Source organism: Kitasatospora sp. NPDC001261 (genome assembly GCF_042896795.1).
Taxonomy (GTDB): domain Bacteria; phylum Actinomycetota; class Actinomycetes; order Streptomycetales; family Streptomycetaceae; genus Kitasatospora.
Genome location: NZ_JBIAXP010000001.1, coordinates 618328 through 635923, shown reverse-complemented (window position 1 = coordinate 635923; position 17596 = coordinate 618328). Strand labels below are relative to the sequence as shown.

Annotated in this window: 15 protein-coding genes; 14 read left to right on the top strand and 1 reads right to left on the bottom strand. The window is 72.1% G+C overall.

The features are described from left to right. The first annotated feature begins 312 nt into the window (after nucleotides 1–312). Both acnA and ACFY4B_RS02825 read left to right on the top strand, forming a co-directional pair. Nucleotides 313–2958, top strand: a complete 2646-nt coding sequence (gene acnA, locus ACFY4B_RS02830) for an aconitate hydratase AcnA (protein WP_049648977.1) — start codon at nucleotides 313–315, stop codon at nucleotides 2956–2958. Nucleotides 2959–3149: 191 nt separating this feature from the next. After that, the gene (locus ACFY4B_RS02825; RefSeq protein ID WP_074000673.1) at nucleotides 3150–4457 is read left to right on the top strand and encodes a glycoside hydrolase family 18 protein; all 1308 of its coding nucleotides are present in this window, start codon (nucleotides 3150–3152) and stop codon (nucleotides 4455–4457) included. Nucleotides 4458–4514: 57 nt separating this feature from the next. On the opposite strand, the gene ACFY4B_RS02820 is transcribed toward ACFY4B_RS02825, so the two are convergent. Beyond that, nucleotides 4515–5561 carry a LuxR C-terminal-related transcriptional regulator gene (locus tag ACFY4B_RS02820; RefSeq protein ID WP_049648975.1) on the bottom strand — a complete coding sequence of 349 codons (1047 nt, stop codon included), beginning with the start codon at nucleotides 5559–5561 and terminating at the stop codon, nucleotides 4515–4517. Between the two features lie 138 nt (nucleotides 5562–5699). Here ACFY4B_RS02820 and ACFY4B_RS02815 point away from each other — a divergent pair, with 138 nt between their 5' ends. The 12 genes from ACFY4B_RS02815 (at nucleotide 5700) to ACFY4B_RS02760 (ending at nucleotide 17580) form a co-directional block, all read left to right on the top strand. Next, the gene (locus tag ACFY4B_RS02815) at nucleotides 5700–5858 is read left to right on the top strand and encodes a hypothetical protein (RefSeq protein WP_158077651.1); all 159 of its coding nucleotides are present in this window, start codon (nucleotides 5700–5702) and stop codon (nucleotides 5856–5858) included. 116 nt (nucleotides 5859–5974) lie between these two features. After that, nucleotides 5975–6163, top strand: coding sequence for a lysine biosynthesis protein LysW (locus ACFY4B_RS02810; protein ID WP_049648974.1), 189 nt, complete (start codon nucleotides 5975–5977; stop codon nucleotides 6161–6163). After that, nucleotides 6160–7029, top strand: a complete 870-nt coding sequence (locus ACFY4B_RS02805) for a RimK family alpha-L-glutamate ligase (protein ID WP_049648973.1) — start codon at nucleotides 6160–6162, stop codon at nucleotides 7027–7029. The genes ACFY4B_RS02810 and ACFY4B_RS02805 overlap by 4 nt, the downstream gene beginning before the upstream one ends. A gap of 14 nt (nucleotides 7030–7043) precedes the next feature. Next, the gene (locus tag ACFY4B_RS02800) at nucleotides 7044–7673 is read left to right on the top strand and encodes a DegT/DnrJ/EryC1/StrS family aminotransferase (protein WP_049648972.1); all 630 of its coding nucleotides are present in this window, start codon (nucleotides 7044–7046) and stop codon (nucleotides 7671–7673) included. Further along, the gene (locus tag ACFY4B_RS02795) at nucleotides 7673–8992 is read left to right on the top strand and encodes a DegT/DnrJ/EryC1/StrS family aminotransferase (RefSeq protein ID WP_387966285.1); all 1320 of its coding nucleotides are present in this window, start codon (nucleotides 7673–7675) and stop codon (nucleotides 8990–8992) included. Before ACFY4B_RS02800 ends, ACFY4B_RS02795 begins: the two co-directional genes overlap by 1 nt. Beyond that, a complete protein-coding gene (argC, locus tag ACFY4B_RS02790) occupies nucleotides 8985–10037 on the top strand; it encodes an N-acetyl-gamma-glutamyl-phosphate reductase (protein ID WP_074000676.1) in 1053 nt (350 codons plus the stop codon). The genes ACFY4B_RS02795 and argC overlap by 8 nt, the downstream gene beginning before the upstream one ends. Further along, nucleotides 10034–11887 (top strand): M20/M25/M40 family metallo-hydrolase, encoded by a 1854-nt coding sequence (locus ACFY4B_RS02785; RefSeq protein WP_387966284.1) that lies wholly within the window; start codon nucleotides 10034–10036, stop codon nucleotides 11885–11887. Before argC ends, ACFY4B_RS02785 begins: the two co-directional genes overlap by 4 nt. Then, the gene (locus ACFY4B_RS02780) at nucleotides 11884–12702 is read left to right on the top strand and encodes a transketolase (protein ID WP_049648968.1); all 819 of its coding nucleotides are present in this window, start codon (nucleotides 11884–11886) and stop codon (nucleotides 12700–12702) included. Before ACFY4B_RS02785 ends, ACFY4B_RS02780 begins: the two co-directional genes overlap by 4 nt. After that, on the top strand, nucleotides 12699–13649 hold the full coding sequence (locus ACFY4B_RS02775; RefSeq protein WP_117487770.1) for a transketolase family protein: 951 nt from the start codon (nucleotides 12699–12701) through the stop codon (nucleotides 13647–13649). The genes ACFY4B_RS02780 and ACFY4B_RS02775 overlap by 4 nt, the downstream gene beginning before the upstream one ends. 78 nt (nucleotides 13650–13727) lie before the next feature. After that, entirely contained in the window at nucleotides 13728–14981 is a 1254-nt protein-coding gene (locus ACFY4B_RS02770; protein ID WP_049648966.1) for an ATP-grasp domain-containing protein, read from the top strand. Beyond that, nucleotides 14978–16327 carry a hydrolase gene (locus ACFY4B_RS02765; protein WP_117487769.1) on the top strand — a complete coding sequence of 450 codons (1350 nt, stop codon included), beginning with the start codon at nucleotides 14978–14980 and terminating at the stop codon, nucleotides 16325–16327. Before ACFY4B_RS02770 ends, ACFY4B_RS02765 begins: the two co-directional genes overlap by 4 nt. Continuing rightward, nucleotides 16324–17580, top strand: coding sequence for an MFS transporter (locus ACFY4B_RS02760; RefSeq protein ID WP_380782125.1), 1257 nt, complete (start codon nucleotides 16324–16326; stop codon nucleotides 17578–17580). The genes ACFY4B_RS02765 and ACFY4B_RS02760 overlap by 4 nt, the downstream gene beginning before the upstream one ends. The last annotated feature ends 16 nt before the right edge of the window (nucleotides 17581–17596 follow it).

Sequence of the window (17596 nt, the reverse complement as noted above, 5' to 3'; positions counted from 1 at the left end):
GCCCCCTCGCCGACCGGCGGTTCCGGTGGTGAGCTAGTGGTGGTGCCGCTGACGGCGGCCGCCGTCGTGGCCGGTGCGGTCCGGCCGAAGGGGCCGGAGCGCGAGCGGTGCGGCCCGGACGATCGGTGTCCCGAGGCATGCACTATGGTTTATCTCGACATCGAGATAACTGCCGCCTAGGATATATCTCGACATCAAGATACTTGCCGAGAGGCGCTCGCCGGCGATGCGGGCAAGGCAAGCCTAAGTAAGGCTGACCTTACCACCGCGTGACGGCCGGATACCGCACGAAGCACCCAGAAGGAGTCAGTCGTGTCCGCGAACAGCTTCGACGCCCGCAGCTCGCTGCAGGTGGGCGACGAGTCGTACGAGATCTTCAAGCTCTCCGCCGTCGAGGGTTCCGCTCGGCTGCCGTACAGCCTCAAGGTGCTGCTGGAGAACCTGCTCCGCACGGAGGACGGCGCGAACATCACCGCCGACCACATCCGCGCCCTCGGCAACTGGGACGAGAACGCCCAGCCGAGCCAGGAGATCCAGTTCACCCCGGCCCGCGTGATCATGCAGGACTTCACCGGTGTGCCGTGCGTGGTCGACCTCGCCACCATGCGTGAGGCCGTCAAGGAGCTGGGCGGCGACCCGGCCAAGATCAACCCGCTGGCCCCGGCCGAGCTGGTCATCGACCACTCGGTCATCGCCGACAAGTTCGGCACCAAGGACGCGTTCACCCAGAACGTCGAGATCGAGTACGGCCGCAACAAGGAGCGCTACCAGTTCCTGCGCTGGGGCCAGACCGCCTTCGACGAGTTCAAGGTCGTCCCGCCGGGCACCGGCATCGTCCACCAGGTGAACATCGAGCACCTGGCCCGCACCGTCATGGTCCGCGGCGGCCAGGCCTACCCGGACACCTGCGTCGGCACCGACTCGCACACCACCATGGTCAACGGCCTGGGCGTGCTGGGCTGGGGCGTCGGCGGCATCGAGGCCGAGGCCGCGATGCTCGGCCAGCCGGTCTCCATGCTGATCCCGCGCGTCGTCGGCTTCAAGCTGACCGGCGAGCTGCCGGCCGGCACCACCGCCACCGACCTGGTGCTCACCATCACCGAGATGCTGCGCAAGCACGGTGTGGTCGGCAAGTTCGTCGAGTTCTACGGCGACGGCATCGGCTCCATCCCGCTGGCCAACCGCGCCACCATCGGCAACATGTCGCCGGAGTTCGGCTCGACCTGCGCGATCTTCCCGATCGACGCCGAGACCATCAACTACCTGAAGCTCACCGGCCGCGACGAGCAGCAGCTCGCCCTGGTCGAGGCGTACGCCAAGGAGCAGGGTCTCTGGCACAACCCGTCGCACGAGCCGGTCTACTCCGAGTACCTCGAGCTGGACGTCTCCACCGTCGTCCCGTCGATCTCCGGCCCGAAGCGCCCGCAGGACCGCGTGATCCTGGCCGAGGCCGCCGAGCGGTTCGCCGAGGCGCTGCCGACCTACTCCGCCGAGGCCTCGAAGCCGACCGCCGTCACCGCCCCCGACGGCTCGTCCTACGAGATCGACAACGGTGCGGTCGTGATCGCCTCGATCACCTCCTGCACCAACACCTCCAACCCCTCCGTCATGCTGGGCGCCGCCCTGCTGGCGAAGAAGGCCGTGGAGAAGGGCCTGCACGTCAAGCCCTGGGTCAAGACCACCCTGGCGCCGGGCTCCAAGGTCGTCATGGACTACTACGAGAAGGCCGGCCTGCTCCCGTACATGGAGAAGCTGGGCTTCAACCTGGTCGGCTACGGCTGCGTCACCTGCATCGGCAACTCGGGCCCGCTGCCCGAGGAGGTCTCGGCCGCCGTCAACGAGGCCGACCTCGCGGTCGTCTCGGTGCTGTCCGGCAACCGCAACTTCGAGGGCCGGATCAACCCGGACGTCAAGATGAACTACCTGGCCTCCCCGCCGCTGGTGGTCGCCTACGCCCTCGCCGGCAACATGAACATCGACATCACCCGGGACGCCCTGGGCCAGGACGCCGACGGCAACGACGTGTTCCTCGCCGACATCTGGCCGTCGGAGCAGGAGGTCGCCGACACCGTCGCCGGCTCCATCGACGAGGCCATGTTCGACAAGGGCTACCAGGACGTCTTCGCCGGCGACCACCGCTGGCAGTCGCTCCCGGTCCCGACCGGCAACACCTTCGAGTGGGACGCCGAGTCCACCTACGTCCGCAAGCCCCCGTACTTCGAGGGCATGGCCAAGACCCCGAGCCCGGTGACCGACATCGCCGGCGCCCGCGTCCTGGCCAAGCTGGGCGACTCGGTCACCACCGACCACATCTCCCCGGCCGGCAACATCAAGCCGGGCACCCCGGCGGCGCAGTACCTGACCGCCAACGGTGTCGAGAAGCGCGACTTCAACTCCTACGGTTCCCGTCGTGGCAACCACGAGGTGATGATCCGCGGCACCTTCGCCAACATCCGCCTGCGCAACCAGATCGCGCCGGGCACCGAGGGCGGCTACACCCGCGACTTCACCCAGGCCGACGCGCCGGTGTCGTTCATCTACGACGCCTCGCAGAACTACCAGGCCGCCGGCGTCCCGCTGGTCGTCCTGGCCGGCAAGGAGTACGGCTCCGGTTCGTCCCGCGACTGGGCCGCCAAGGGCACCGCGCTGCTGGGCGTCAAGGCCGTCATCGCCGAGTCGTACGAGCGCATCCACCGCTCGAACCTGATCGGGATGGGCGTCCTGCCGCTGCAGTTCCCGGAGGGCGAGAACGCCGAGTCCCTCGGCCTGACCGGCGAGGAGACCTTCTCCTTCACCGGTGTGACCGAGCTCAACGAGGGCCGCACCCCGAAGACCGTCAAGGTCAAGGCCGGTGACAAGGAGTTCGACGCGGTCGTCCGCATCGACACCCCCGGTGAGGCGGACTACTACCGCAACGGCGGCATCCTGCAGTACGTGCTGCGCTCGCTGATCGGCTGAGCATGAGCCTCTGAGGGGGCCGGACCGCATCCCGCGGTCCGGCCTCCTCTTTTTGCGACGGCTTCTCGCACCAGCTTTTTGCATACTGCGCCGGTTGCGGTCGCCCCCTTGTGCGGTGAACGGCGGATGGACTAAACCTCTGTGCCATCTGGTCCAGACCATTTGACGCCGCTTCAGAGAACAGGTCCGGTATGCCCACTCGCGCCTCAGCCCTGCTCGCCGCCGCCACCGTCGCCGCGCTGCTCGCCGCCCCCGCCACCGCCAACGCCGCCGACGGACGGCACGGCCCGAAGCTGAAGGGCCAACGGGTCGGCTACTTCACCCAGTGGGGCGCCGACAGCTCCGCGAAGAGGGTCCAGGAGTCCGGCCAGGCGGCCAGGCTCACCGTCATCAACTACGCCTTCGGCAACGTCTCCGCCGAGGGCACCTGCTTCGAGAGCAACGAGGCCGGCCAGGGCGACGCCCGCAACGACTACCAGCGCTCCTTCTCCGCCGCCGAGTCGGTGGACGGCGTGGCCGACGCCCCGGGCCAGAAGCTGAAGGGCCACCTCAACCAGCTGCGCAAGCTCAAGGCGAAGAACCCCCAGCTGCGCACGGTCATCTCGCTGGGCGGCTGGTCCTGGTCCAAGTACTTCTCCGACGCGGCCGCCACCGACGAGGCCCGCAAGAAGTTCGTCTCCTCCTGCATCGACCTCTACGTCAAGGGCGACCTGCCGGTCCTGGCGGACTCCCCGGAGGGCGGCAAGGGCGCCGCCGCGGGCGTCTTCGACGGCATCGACATCGACTGGGAGTACCCGGGCGGCGGCGGGGACGCGGGCAACGTGGTCCGCCCCGAGGACGGGCACAACTTCACGCTGCTGATGCAGGAGTTCCGCGACCAGCTGGACGCGCTGAGCGGCCGGAAGGGCAAGAAGTACCTGCTGACCGCCGCCGTGGCCGCCAACGAGACGGTCGCCGACCGGCTCGAACTGCCGCAGCTGAGCGAGTCGGTGGACTGGCTGAACCTGATGACCTACGACCTGCACGGCCCGTGGGAGGGCAAGGGGCCGGCCAACCACCAGGCCCCGCTGTACTCCGACCCGGCCGACCCGGACCCGCGCCGGCGCAGTGCCGACCAGGCCGCCGACCACTACCAGGAGCGCGGCCTGCCCGCCGAGCAGCTGGTCCTCGGCGCCCCGCTGTACGGCCACGGCTGGACCGGCGTCGCCCCCGGCAAGCGCGGCGGGCTCTTCCAGAGCGCCACCGCGTCCGCGCCCGACCACTCGTACCAGGAGATCAACGCGCTGCCGGGCAAGGTCTACCTGGACCGCGACCACGGCGCGTCCTGGAAGTACGACGGCACCACGTTCTACAGCTACGACACCGCCGAGGTGCTCACCCAGAAGGCGCGGTACACGCGCTGGAACGACCTGGCCGGGGTGATGGTCTGGTCGCTGGACGGCGACGACGCCCGGGGCAGCGCGATCGCCGCGCTGGACCGCGGCCTGAGCCGCGACTGACCGCTCCCCCCTCCCCGTACCCAGGGCCCGCCGCGGACGCCCCCGCGGCGGGCCCTGCTACGCCGTGGGACCGGCCGGCCCGGCCGGCTGCTCGTGCGGGCCCCGGGGCTGCCGGGCGGGCGGCGGGGAGCCGTCCAGGATGCCGCTCTGCGCCGTCAGGTAGGCGAGCTGGGCCCGGCTGTTGCTGCCGAGGATCTCCGACACCCGCTTGAGGTGGCTCGCCACGGTCCGTGAGCTGATGCCGAGCCGGCTGGCGATCGCGGCGTCCGTGTAGCCGTCCACCATGAGCTGGAGCACCCGCAGCCGGGTCTCGTCGGTGAGCAGCGGCGGGCGCTGCTGGTCGCTCTCGTAGACGACCGGCGCGGCCCGCTCCCAGGCGTGCTCGAAGACCGAGGCCAGGAAGTGCACCACGCCGGGGTCGGTGACCTTGAGCGCGTGGTTGTGGTGCTCGAGCTCCTTGTCGGGGATGAACGCCACCGAGCGGTCGCAGATGATGAGCCGGTCGAAGACCTCGTCGACGGTCCGCACCTCGATGCCGGCCTCGGTGACGGCCTTGATGTAGTCCAGCGTCGGGTAGTGCGCCCGGACGGAGTGCTGGTAGAGCGTGCGCTGGCGGACACCCCGCTTCTGCGCGTCCAGGGCCAGGACCAGCGATCTGGCGAGGACGTCGGTCGGCCGGCTGCCGCCCGGATGAGCGGTGAGCAGCTCCCGCTCGGTCGCTTGGGTCGTCTCGGCCACCGCGGCGGCGATGACCGCCGCGCCGCTGAGCCGCTGGACGTTGTCCCGGCCCTCCCGGCGCAGCGTCCGGTAGACGCTCTCGACCTGGGACATGGCGGTCCGGATCGCGGCCACCTGCTGCTGCTGTTCGAGGATCTGCTGCTCCATCGGGTGCAGCAGCGCCGTGGTCGCGACCTCGGGCGGGACCGGCACCAGGACCGAGGGGTCGCCCAGCGCCGCCGTCAGCAGCCCCAGCTCGGTCAGGCAGGCGGGCGGCTCCGCCGTCGGGGCCCTCCCCAGCAGGACGGCCTTGCGGTAGAACGTGATCCCCTCGTCACAGGGCCCGGGGTGGGCCTCCGGGCCACTGACGTCCGATATGTCGCACATGTGCCACCCCCTTCGGAATCTTGCAGTGCACGATCCTGAGCCATCGGATCTCTTCTGGCAAGGACCCATTCCCAGGCATTCTCTCTGTGTGCGGGGAAACCCCCCAGCACGAACGGATAGGTCTATCTAGGGGTGGAAATGAAGATCATGCGGTTCCCGGGTCGAATCCTCGCGTCCTTCGTTATGGCCGCCGTCGCGGTGATCGTCGTTTCCGCCGCGCCGGACGCCCCCAGCAGCGCCCCCACCGCTGCCGCCAGCGACGTGGCGCTCCTGCCGGGCGACCCCGGCTGGGCCTGATCGGCCGGGCGGGAATCCGCCACCCCTGGACAGTAGCGCCGATCCGCCGACCTGCGGGAGTGCTGCGAATCACGTTTCGCGGATATCGGCGCGCCGACATTCAGAAGGAGAGAGAAATGACCGCTGCGATTGCCGTACCGAAATGCCTGGTGTGCGACACCGACTTCGAGGTCGACGAGGCCTGGGAGCGGGGCGAGGTGACCGAGTGCGCGGCCTGCGGCCAGGAGCACGAGGTCGTCGAGAAGTCCGAGGCCGGCGTCCGCCTCGACCTGGCCCCCGAGGTGGAAGAGGACTGGGGCGAGTGACCTCCTCCGGCCGCGTCCTGCTGTCGGCCACCATGCTGCGCCCCGAGGAGAAACTCCTCCTCGGGGCGTTGCGCGGGGAGGGTCTGACGGCGACTCCACTGCTCATGGAGGATCTGGCCGACGTGGTGGCGGGTCGTACCGACCCGCCGGCCCTGGCCCTGATCCGCAACCTCTCGCACCGGGACGCGATCAGCGTCTCGTGCCGCCTGGAACACGCCGGGATCACCACGCTCAACCGGGCGTCGACCATCGAGACCTGCAACGACAAGGGCCTGCAGGCCCTGCTCTTCGCCCGGCACGGCATCCCCCACCCGCACACCCGGCACGCCTTCAGCTACGACCAGGTGCGCGCGATCGTCGCCGAGCTGGGCATGCCGGCGGTGGTCAAGCCGGTCAGCGGCTCCTGGGGGCGCGGTGTCACCAAGCTCGCGGACGCCGCGTGCCTGGAGGCCTGGGCCGCCGGGCGCGAGTCCGTCGACGCCGCGGGGAAGCTCTTCCCCGTCATCGTGCAGGAGTACATCGACAAGCCCGGCCACGACCTGCGCGTGGTCGTCGTCGGGACCACCCCGGTCGTGGCGATCCAACGGGTCTCGGACGACTGGCGCACCAACACCCACCTCGGCGCCGAGGTGCGGCGCGTCGACATCACCCCGGAGATGGAGAAGCTCTGCGTCCAGATCGTCGACGTGCTCGGCCCCGGCTTCTACGGGGTCGACCTGGTGGAGGACCGGACCACCGGTGACCTGCTCGTCCTGGAAGTGAACGCCAACCCCGAATTCGCCCGCTCCTCCGCCCTGCACGGAGTGAACGTCGCCGGCCACCTCGCCTCGTACGTGGCGGGGCAGCTGACGGCCGCGGCCGTGTGACCCGGAGAGGAACCATGGAACTGTTCGACACCGCGACGGTGCTCGCCCGCGTGCTCACCTCGGGCGTGGTCATGAGCATCGAGAAGAGCGACCGTGAACTGCCCGCCCTGGAGCGGCTGCTGACCAAGCGGACCGGCCGCGCCAAGGCCGTCCTGCTGAACAGCCGAACCGGGGCCCTGCACGCGGCCCTGGCCGGCCAGGGCATCGGCCACGGCGACACCGTCGCCCTGGCCGGGCCGGACGAGGCCACCACGGCCTTCCTGGCCTGGCTCGGCGTCACCGTCGAGGGGCAGGCCCCGGCCGCCTTCGACCTGGTCTCGCTGACCCCCGAGAACGCCGGCCGGCTGGACGAGCTGACCGCCGAAGCCACCGCCCCCGCGCTGGTGGTGGACCTGAGCGGGCTCGGCTTCGGCCCGGCCGCCGCCGTGCTCACCGACGACGAGCGGCTCTGGGCCCGGGCCGAGCGGCTGAAGATCTTCGGCGCCTACGACCTGCGCACCATGTGGACCCAGCAGGAGGCCGACGAGGACCTGGTGCCGGGGGTGCAGTTCAACTACCGGCTGAGCCCCCTGGTGGCCGGTTGCGTACGGATGGCCCTGACCCACGCGGCTCGCCCCGCCGCCGCAAGCTCCGGAGCACGCTGATGATCACCGACTTCCCGAACTCGCCCCTGCCCCTGCCCACCGAAGCCGACCTCGCCGACGAGCTCGCCGCCCTCGGCGGCGGCGCGATGATCCCCAAGGCCCAGCGCCGCACGCTCTTCCCGATCATCACCAAGGAAGACGTCTTCAACCTGATGCTCGCCCAGCGGCAGTCGCCCGACAAGGTCGTGGCCGACTTCGCCGAGGCGTACCGCGCCTACGTCGGCGCCGAGTACGCCCTGCCCACCGCCAGCGGCACCTCCAGCCTGCACATGGCCCTGGTCGGCGCCGGCGTGCAGCCCGGTGACGAGGTGATCGTCCCGGCGTTCACCTTCATCGCCACCGCGCAGGCCGTGGTCGCCGCCCACGCGATCCCGGTGTTCGTCGACATCGACCCGGACACCTACTGCATGGACCCGCGGGCCGCGGCCGCCGCGATCACCCCCCGGACCAGGGCGCTCATGCCGGTGCACGTCCACGGCCTGCCCGCCGACGTGCCGGCCCTGCGCGCCCTGGCCGACCAGCACGGCATCGCCCTCGTCGAGGACGCCTCGCACGCCCACTCCGCGAAGATCGGCGACCGGGTGGCCGGCTCCTTCGGCGACGCCGCCGGCCAGAGCCTGATGGCCGACAAGAACTTCCCGCTCGGCGGCGAGGGCGGCATCGCCTTCTACGCCACCGAGGAGGCGTACGGCCGGGCGGTCGCCTACCTGGAGCGCCACGCCATCGACTACGGGATGTCCTGGGTGGCCGCCGCCTTCGGCACCAGCCAGCTGGCCCGGCTGCCGTACTACGACGAGATCCGGGCCCGCAACGCCGCCCTGCTCGGCGAGGCCCTGGCGGGGACCGGCCTGTTCACGCCGCCGCACGTCCCGGACGGGCACGTGCACGCGTACAACATGTACCGGACCACCCTGCACCCGGAGGCCGTCGGCCTGGAGGACCTGCCGGTGCACGCCGTCAAGGAGGCGGTGCACGAGCTGCTGGTCGCCGAGGGCGTGCCGGCCCGCGAGTGGCAGAACACCCCGATCCCGTGCCACCTGCCGTTCCGGCACCGCGACGGCTTCGGCAACGGCTACCCGTTCTCGCTCAACCCGGACGCCGTGCGCGACCACCGGCCGGAGGACTTCCCGGTCACCCTGGGCATGCTCGACAGCACCCTGGTGCTCTGCCGCGAGCTGCGCTCCCCGGTCGAGTACGAGCGGATCCTGCGCTACGCGGACGCCTTCCGGAAGGTCGCCCGGCGCCCGGACGCCATCCGCAAGCTCGTCGAGAGCGGCGACTACCGCCGTCCGTGGGAGAAGGCGGCCCGCCTTGGCTGACCAGAAGATCCGCGTCGCCGTCATCGGCGCGAGCGGCTACACCGGTGGCGAGGTCATCCGGCTGCTGCTCGAACACCCCGGGGTGGAGCTCGCGTTCCTCTCCGCGGAGCGCAACGCCGGTGCCACGGTCGGCAGCGTCCACCCGTGGCTGCGCAACCACCCCAGGGCCGGCTCGCTGACGCTCCGGCCGCTGGCGCAGCTCGCCGAGGCCGGCCCCGTCGACGTCGCCTTCGGCTGCCTGCCGACCGGCACCCTGCCGGAGCAGCTGCCGCTGATCGCCGACAACGCCAAGCGGGTGCTCAACCTGGGCGGCGACTTCCGGCTCCGCGACGGCGACGACGTCCGGACCCACTACCCGAGGACGGCCGCGAACCCGCCGAGCGAGGATTTCGCCTACTACATACCGGAGTTGAGCCCCGAGGTCCCGCAGGAGCGGTTCATCAGCCTGCCCGGCTGCATGGCCGTCACCACCATCTACGCGCTCTACCCGATGTTCGCCGCCTCGCTCGCGACCGACCGGGTCGTGGTCGACGCCAAGACCGGCTCCACCGGGAGCGGTCGCGGCGGCGGCGAGCCGCACGCCGAGCGCAGCGGCAACATCCGGGTGCACAAGCTGCACGGGCACCGGCACGCCCCGGAGGTCCAGCAGGCGATCGCCGACCTCACCGGCGCCGCCGTGGACCTGCGGTTCTCCACCCACAGCCTGGACGTGTCGCGCGGCATCATGGTCACCGCGTACACCGAACTGCGGGACGGCGTCACGGCGTTGGACGTCAAGCGGGCCTACGCCAAGGCGTACCTCGGCAAGCCCTTCGTCCGGGTCCGGCCGGCCCCCAAGGCGGCGCAGGACTTCCCGATGCTCAAGGCGGTCGTCGGCTCGAACGTCGCCGAGGTGGCGGTCGCGGTGCGCGGCGACCAGTGCGTCGCGGTGGCGGCCCTGGACAACCTGATCAAGGGCGCGGCCGGCCAGGCGATCCAGGCGATGAACCTGATCTCCGGCCTGGACGAGACGACCGGACTGCCCACCACGGCGGTGTCGCCGTGAGCCGTCCGCTGTACGTGATCAAAGTCGGCAGCGCCACGCTCGACCACGGCACGATCCACAAGGAGCTGGCCGACCTGGTGGCCCGGGGCGCCCGGGTGCTCCTGGTCGCCGGCGGTGCCACCGGCATCGAGGCCCACTACCGCGCGATCGCCCGCCCGATGCCGCAGCTGCGGCTCGCCAACGGCGACGAGGTGCGCTACTGCCCGCCCGAGGAGATGACCCACCTGGTCGACGCCTACGAGCGGGTCACCCTGCCCGCTGTGGAGCGGGAGGCCCGGGCCCTCGGGCTCGGCGTCTTCACCGCCGTCGCGGCGCGCGGCGCCCTGGTGACCGGCCGGGCCAACCGGCCGCTCAAGGCGCTGTCCGCCGAGGGCCGGCCGATCGTGGTCCGCGACCACCGGGCCGGCGTGCCCGCCCAGGTGGACACCGCCCGGCTGAACGCCCTGCTCGACACGTACGACCTGGTCTGCCTGTCCGCGCCGGTCGCCGACCCGGACGGCGGCGCCCCGCTCAACGTGGACGCCGACGTGCTCGCGGCGATCCTCGCCAACGCGCTGGACGCCGACCACCTGCGGCTGGTCACCGGCACCGCCGGACTGCTGACGGACAAGGACGACCCGCGCTCCACGCTGGCCGACGCCTACCCGGGCGACGGAGCGCGGTACGCCGCGGGGCGCATGCGGCAGAAGGTCCGCGCGGCCGAGATCGCCCTGGAGGGCAGCGCCGACGTGGCCATCACCGGGCCGCACACCATGTCCGAGCCGGCCAACTGGACCAGGTTCTGGCGGGTGCGCGAGCCCTCCGCCGACCTGAGTCTGCTGACCCGGGTGGTCTCGGTGCCCTCGGTCTCCGGCGACGAGGCCGAACTCGCCACCCTGCTGGCCGAGTGGTGCCGCGAGCGCGGCATGGACGCCGTCGTCGACGAGGCGGGCAACCTCGTCGCCAGCCGCGGCATCGGGCCCCGCCGGCTGCTCCTCCTCGGCCACCTCGACACCGTGCCGCACCGCTGGCCGGCCGAGTGGCGCGAGGGCGAACTGTGGGGCCGCGGCAGCGTGGACGCCAAGGGCTGCCTCGCCAACTTCCTGGAGGTGCTCGCGCACGCGGACATCCCGGAGGACGGCCAGCTGTGCGTGGTCGGCGCGGTCGAGGAGGAGATCTCCTCCTCCAAGGGCGCGTTCCACGTCCGCGACCACTACCCGGCCGACGCGGTCGTCATCGGCGAGCCCAGCGGCTCGGAGAAGCTGACGCTCGGCTACTTCGGGCTCTTCAAGCTCAAGGTGACCGCCTCGGTGTCCAGCGGCCACTCGGCCGGACAGGACGCGGTATCCGCCCCCGACCTGCTGATCGAGGCGCTCGGCGGCATCCGGACGGCCGTGCTGGCCCACGCGACCGACGCGCTGAGCGCGGTCATCGAGATCAGCAGCCGGACCGGGCGCGAGCACCACCACGCCACCGGGATCCTCAACTTCCGGGTGCCGCCCACGGCCGACCTCGACGCGCTGCGCTCGGCCGCGCTCGACCAGGTCCGGCCCGGGGTGGAGATCGAGGTGCTGCGGGCCACCCCCGGGTACGTCGGAGGCCGCTCCAGCTCCCTGGTCAAGGTCTTCAGCCGGGCCTTCGCGGACACCGGCATCCGGCCCCGCTTCGTCGTGAAGAAGGGCACCTCGGACATGAACACCCTGGCCACCACCTGGCGGGACGTGCCGATGGTCGCGTACGGCCCCGGCGACTCCTCGCTGGACCACACCGACGAGGAGCGGATCGGCGCCATGGAGTACCGCACCGCCCGCTCGCTGCTCGCGGACGCCGTCAACCGGTGGTTCGCCCTGCCCGAGGGGAGCCGTCGATGAGCACCCTGCTCGCCCCGCCGCAGACCGGGGACGACCTGCTGGCCACCCTGGCCGACCGGGCCGTACGGGCCCGCCGGCTGGTGGTCGACATGGCCGCCGGGCCGCGCGGCTGCCACCTCGGCGGCAGCCTGTCCGTCCTGGACATCCTGATCGCCGCGCTGCACCGGGCCTCGGCCGGGGACGGCACGGAGGTCGTGCTCAGCAAGGGCCACGCCGCCGCCGGGCTCTACGCGGCCCTGCACGTCAGCGGCGTCCTCCCGGAGGACCCGACACCGCGCTACGGCCTGGCGGGCGAGCCGTTCACCGGCCACCCGGGCCCCAAGGTCCCGGGCGTGCGCTTCCCCACCGGGAGCCTCGGCCACGGCGTCCCGTACGCCGCCGGCTGGGCGATGGCCCGCAGGATCGGCGGCCGGAGCGGACTCGGCATCGCCGTCGCCGGCGACGGCGAGCTCCAGGAGGGCCTGGTCTGGGAGACCTGCCAGGTCGCCGTGGCCCAGGAGCTGGGCAACTTCGTGCTGGTGGTCGACCGCAACGGCGGCCAGAACGACGGCATGGTGGCCGACATCTCGCCGCTGCCCCGGCTCGCCGAGCGGTTCGCCGCCTTCGGGTTCGAGGTCGCCGAGACCGACGGGCACGACCTGGCGGCGCTCACCGGGCTGCTCGCCGGGGACCGGGCCGGGGCCCGCAGGCCGCTGGCCGTCATCGCGAACACCGTCAAGGGGAAGGGCGTGCCCGCCGTGGAGGGCAAGGCCGGCTCCCACTACGTGACCATCGACGCCACGCGCGCCGCCAAGTGGAAGCGAGCGATCCGATGACCCTCTCGGGCCGTGACGCCTACCGCGACGAGCTGACCGGGCTCGCCGCCGAGGACGACACCATCCTCTGCCTGGAGGCGGACCTCGGCGGCAAGGGCCACCCGTTCCAGGCCGCCCACCCCGACCGCTTCTTCAACCTCGGCATCGCCGAGGGCGCCATGGTCGACATGGCGGCGGGCCTCGCCGCGGGCGGGTACAAGCCCTTCGTCAGCACCTTCGCGCCCTTCGCGGCGCTGCGCGCGGCGGAGAGCCTCAAGCTGACGCTGGGCTACCTGAACGCCGGGGTCACCGTGGTGGCGCCGTACGCGGGCGTCTCCGGCGCCTGGTTCGGCACCACCCACCACTGCCTGGAGGACCTCGCCGTCCTGCGCAGCATCCCGGGCGTGGTCATCGCCGCCCCCTACGGGGAGGCGGAGATGCGCGCGGTGGTCCGCGAGGCCGTGCGCTCCGGCCGGCCGCACTACATCCGCACCGGGCGCAACGCCCAGTACCGCTCGCTCGACCGGGAGGGCGAGCGGGCGCCGCTGGTCACCTGGGAGTCCCGGGCCGAGCCGGGCGAGGTCTGCCTGGTGTCGGTCGGCGAGGAGGGCACCCGCCTGGCGCTGGCCGCGCGGGAGGCCCGCCCCGGCACCGGCCACGCCCACCTGGTCTACCTGGACCACCCGAACCTGGCCCGCGCCGCGGCCGAACTCTCCCGCCACCACCGGCGGTTCGTCGTGGTCGAGGAGCACCGCGCCCAGGGCGGGGCGGCCGAGGCCCTCGCGCTGCTGATGCCCGGGTGCGAGGTCACCGCGGCGAGCGCGGACCTGACCTGGCCCTCCACCGGCGGCGACCACGAGGAGGTCATGGCCGCGGTCGGGCTCACGCTGCCCGCCGTGCTCGCCGCGGTGGCCCGGGCCGGCGGCGCCGGCCGGCTGCCGGCCGCCGCCGGAGCCTGCGTCCGCTGAGCCGCCGGGGCCCGCGTCCGCCGCGCCCCCGCCCCCCGTCATCCCCTGATCCGCCACAGTCCGACAAGGAGCACAGCCATGCACATCCTCATGATCGAGTGCAACCCGAACGGGATCGCCGGTATCGCGAACGCCCTGGAACTGGGCCACGACGTCACCCTGGTCTCGGTCGACCCCGACTTCTACCTCAGCGTCTCGCCGCTGACCGAGGCCGCCTACGCCCACCCGAACTGCCAGGTCGTCAAGAGCGAGCAGGCCTTCTCCCTCGACGAGCTGACCGACCTGGCGCGGCGGCTGCACGAGGCCAAGCCGATCCACGGCGTCACCACGTACAGCGAGTACCACACCGTGCACACCGCCGCCGTCGCCGAGGCGCTCGGCCTGCCCGGCATGAGCGTCGACGGCGCCCGCAACGCCCGGCACAAGCACCTGACCCGCACCACCCTGGCCGGCACCGGCATCCGCCAGCCGCGCTTCGCGGTGGCCACCGACCCGGCCGAGGTGGAGGCCGCCGTCCGCGAGGTCGGCTTCCCCTGCGTGGCCAAGCCCTCCGACGGCACCGCCAGCCTCCACGTCCTGCACCTCAAGGACGAGGCGGACCTGCGCGAGTACCTCGCCGAGCTGGCCCAGGTCGCCGACTACGGGCGCGGCGTCGTGCGCATCCCGGAGATCGTCATCGAGGAGTTCGTCACCGGCGAGCTGATCTCCGTCGAGTCCTGCGTGCTCGCCGGGGGAGAGGTGGTCAACCTCGGCCTGACCGACCGCTCGCTCAGCGGGTTCCCGTACTTCATCGAGATGGGCCTGACCTACTTCAGCGGCCACCCGCTCCAGGAGGAGCTGTTCGCCGCCACCACCGCCGTGCTGAACGGGCTCGGCGTGGACTTCGGCTTCATCCACACCGAGTGGCTGCTCGGCCCGGACGGCCCGGTGCTGTGCGAGGTCAACGGCCGCCTGGCCGGCGGGATCGTGCCGACCCTGATGGAGATCACCTCCGGCGTGGACCCGTACCTGGAGGTCATCCGCCAGGCCCTCGGCGAGCGGCCCGAGCTGGCCTTCCCCCGCGAGACCACGGCCAGCGGCCACTGGTTCGGCTCCCCGGTCGCCGGGACGGTCGAGGCGATCGGCTTCGACGCCCTCACCGACCTGCCCGGCTTCCACAGCGCCCTCGGCTACAAGAAGCCCGGCACGGCCGTGAACCGGCTGTCCCGCAGCAACTTCGACTGGATCGGCCACATCATCTTCACCGGCGGCGACCGGGACGAGGCCGCCAAGCGCTGCCAGGACGGCCTGGACCGCATCGACCTGCGCCTGTCGGTCGAGGTGGCCCGGTGAGCGCGGCCACCCCCGAGCAGCGGCGGCCCGCCGTACTGTCGGGCGTGGCCGTCCCCGCCCTGGACGCCGAGGCGCTGTTCGACGTGACCGTCGAGGACGGGGTCTTCACCCGGATCGAGCCCTCGGGCACCCGTCGCGGCGACGAGCCGGAGCTGTGGCCCGGCTACACCGAGACCCACGCCCACATCGCCCTGCCCGCCAACTTCGACGACACCGCCGAGGACCCGCGGATCATCGCCCTCCAGTACCTCTACCACGGCGTCACCCACGTGGTGGACATGTTCGGCTACCCGATGGTGGCCGACGCCTGGGAGGCCGGCCGGGCCGCTTCGGACCTGCCGTACCCCGAACTGGTCCACTGCGGCTACGCGGTGACGGCGATGACCAACGCGGCGGGCCTCTCCGGCCACGGCGTGGAGTTCCCGACCCCGGTGTACATGCTCGCGGTCGAGGCCGACCTCGACCAGGCGCTGCGCAACAACGCCGAGCGCGGCGCGACCTTCCTCAAGGTCATGTTCACCGACGGCACCGAGCAGCCGGGCTCCAAGGTGCGCTTCTCCCGGCTGTCGGAGCGGGTGCTGCGGTTCACCGCGCGGATCGCCGCCGAGCGCGGCATCACCGCGGTGATCGACTGCAACACGCTGGAGGAGACCCGCTGGGCCTACGACTGCGGCTTCCGGCTCTTCGCCCACACCGTCCGCGACCGCACCCTCGGCGACGCCGAGTGGAAGGACCTGGCCGGTGCCCGGTTCGTCTCCACCCTCTCCGGGCTCCGCCCGATGGTCATGACGGCCGACGACTTCCTCGCCGCGTACGGCCGCGAGGGCTTCGCCGAGACCCAGGACGTCCGCAACCTGGACGCCGTCCGCGGCCTGGAGCAGCCGTACGGGATCACCTACGGCCTCCAGGAGACCCGCACCGGCGCGCTGGGCGACATGCGCCGCAACGCGCTGGCCGCGCTGCGCGAGGGCAACCTGCTGGTCGGCACCGACTCGGGCAACACCGGTGCCTACCACGGCTACTCCCTGCTCGGCGAGCTCGACCTGCTGCGCGGGGACGACCCCTCGCTCGCCGACGCGCTGCGCCACCAGGCCACCGTCGGCGGCCGGCGCTACTTCGACGAGCTGCGCGGCGAGTCCGGCGCCGCCCACCCGATCAGCGTCGGGGCGCCGGCCACCTACAACCTGCACGCGCCGGGCCGGCCGCTCTCCGCGCTGCCCACCGCCACCGTCGTGCGGGGGACACCGATCGACCGCCAGGCGGTCGCCCGGGCCATCGCCGGGCTCCGCGCCGCCGCGGCGGCCGGCACGACGACGCACGACACGAAGGAGGGGGCGGCCCTGTGACCGTCGACCGCAAGCGGGCGCTGATCGGCGTCAACGCCGGCATCCTGCTCGCCAACACCGGCAGCTACATCTGGTTCCCCGTGCTGGTGGCCTCGCTCGGCGGGGTGGACAGCGGCTTCTGGGCCGGCGTCGTGATGGCCATGACGTACGTCGGGCGGCTGCTCGCCACCTTCTTCTACGAGGGCGTGGCGCTGCGCATCGGCATCCGCGGTGCGGTCTTCCTCGGTACCGCCCTGGAGGCGGTGGCGCTGGGCCTGATGGGCTTCGGCACCGGGGTGCTGGTCTACGCCGTGCTCGCCTTCTTCATCGGCTTCGGCTCCGGCACCTCCTTCCCCGGCCTGAAGAACGTCCTCGCCTCCTACCCCGACGACGAGCGCCCCAAGGCCTTCTCGACCTTCCAGATGGCCGGTCAGGTGGGCGTGTTCGGAGGCGCCATGCTGGGCGCCGTGCTCGCCGACGTCGAACTGCGCACCCTGTTCTCGGTGGTGTTCGCGATCTTCCTCGCGTTCTGCCTGGCGGCCTCGTCCTTCATCCCCCGGGACGGCTTCCAGCCCCCGGCGCCGGTGGAGCCCGGGGCCGGGGCGGCGGCCCGCAAGCCGCTGTTCTCCACCGCGGTGTTCAAGGGCATCGACATCCGGGGCGCCACCCGCTACTTCCTGCTGTCGGCGGTGTTCTGGTTCCTGTCGATCGGCTTCATCGTCGGCATCCCGCTGCACATGGAGCGGTACGTGCCGCAGTGGGCGCCGTCCTCGCCGTTCTGGATCACCGGGCTGAGCATCCTGGTGCTCCAGTACCCGGTGTTCAAGTTCCTGATCGGCCGGTTCAGCCCGGCCGTGGTGATGGCGATCGGCCTCACCGGCATGACGGTGGCGTTCACCGCCCTCGGCGCGGGGCGCGGCGCGGCCTGGGTGGTGGTCGGGGCGCTGACGGTGGTGCTGGGCGAGATCCTCTTCGTGCCGTCCTTCGACATGTGGATCGCCCGCAAGGTCCCCGAGCGCCAACTCGCCAAGGCGATGGGGGCGATGCACTTCTTCCGCAGCGCCGGGAACATGGCCGGCTCGGTGCTCGCCGGTGTGCTGTTCGACCTGTCGCGCTCCGCCGGGGTGCCCGGCGCGAACTGGTACGTCGACGCGGTGGTGGCCGCCGGCTGCGCGGTGGTCTGCCTGGTGGGCCGGGCGGAGGGCACCGAGGCCGCGGCGGCCCAGGAGGCGGAGGCGGGCAGCTCGGACGCCGTGGGCGCCGCGTCCGCCTGACAGAACCCGAGCGGTC

Excerpts from the sequence above, each read along its gene's own strand:
- ACFY4B_RS02825 (WP_074000673.1), top strand. The coding sequence starts at position 3,150 with ATGCCCACTCGCGCCTCAGCCCTGCTCGCCGCCGCCACCGTCGCCGCG.
- ACFY4B_RS02820 (WP_049648975.1), bottom strand. The coding sequence starts at position 5,561 with ATGTGCGACATATCGGACGTCAGTGGCCCGGAGGCCCACCCCGGGCCC.
- ACFY4B_RS02815 (WP_158077651.1), top strand. The coding sequence starts at position 5,700 with ATGAAGATCATGCGGTTCCCGGGTCGAATCCTCGCGTCCTTCGTTATG.
- ACFY4B_RS02810 (WP_049648974.1), top strand. The coding sequence starts at position 5,975 with ATGACCGCTGCGATTGCCGTACCGAAATGCCTGGTGTGCGACACCGAC.
- ACFY4B_RS02800 (WP_049648972.1), top strand. The coding sequence starts at position 7,044 with ATGGAACTGTTCGACACCGCGACGGTGCTCGCCCGCGTGCTCACCTCG.
- ACFY4B_RS02795 (WP_387966285.1), top strand. The coding sequence starts at position 7,673 with ATGATCACCGACTTCCCGAACTCGCCCCTGCCCCTGCCCACCGAAGCC.
- ACFY4B_RS02780 (WP_049648968.1), top strand. The coding sequence starts at position 11,884 with ATGAGCACCCTGCTCGCCCCGCCGCAGACCGGGGACGACCTGCTGGCC.
- ACFY4B_RS02775 (WP_117487770.1), top strand. The coding sequence starts at position 12,699 with ATGACCCTCTCGGGCCGTGACGCCTACCGCGACGAGCTGACCGGGCTC.
- ACFY4B_RS02770 (WP_049648966.1), top strand. The coding sequence starts at position 13,728 with ATGCACATCCTCATGATCGAGTGCAACCCGAACGGGATCGCCGGTATC.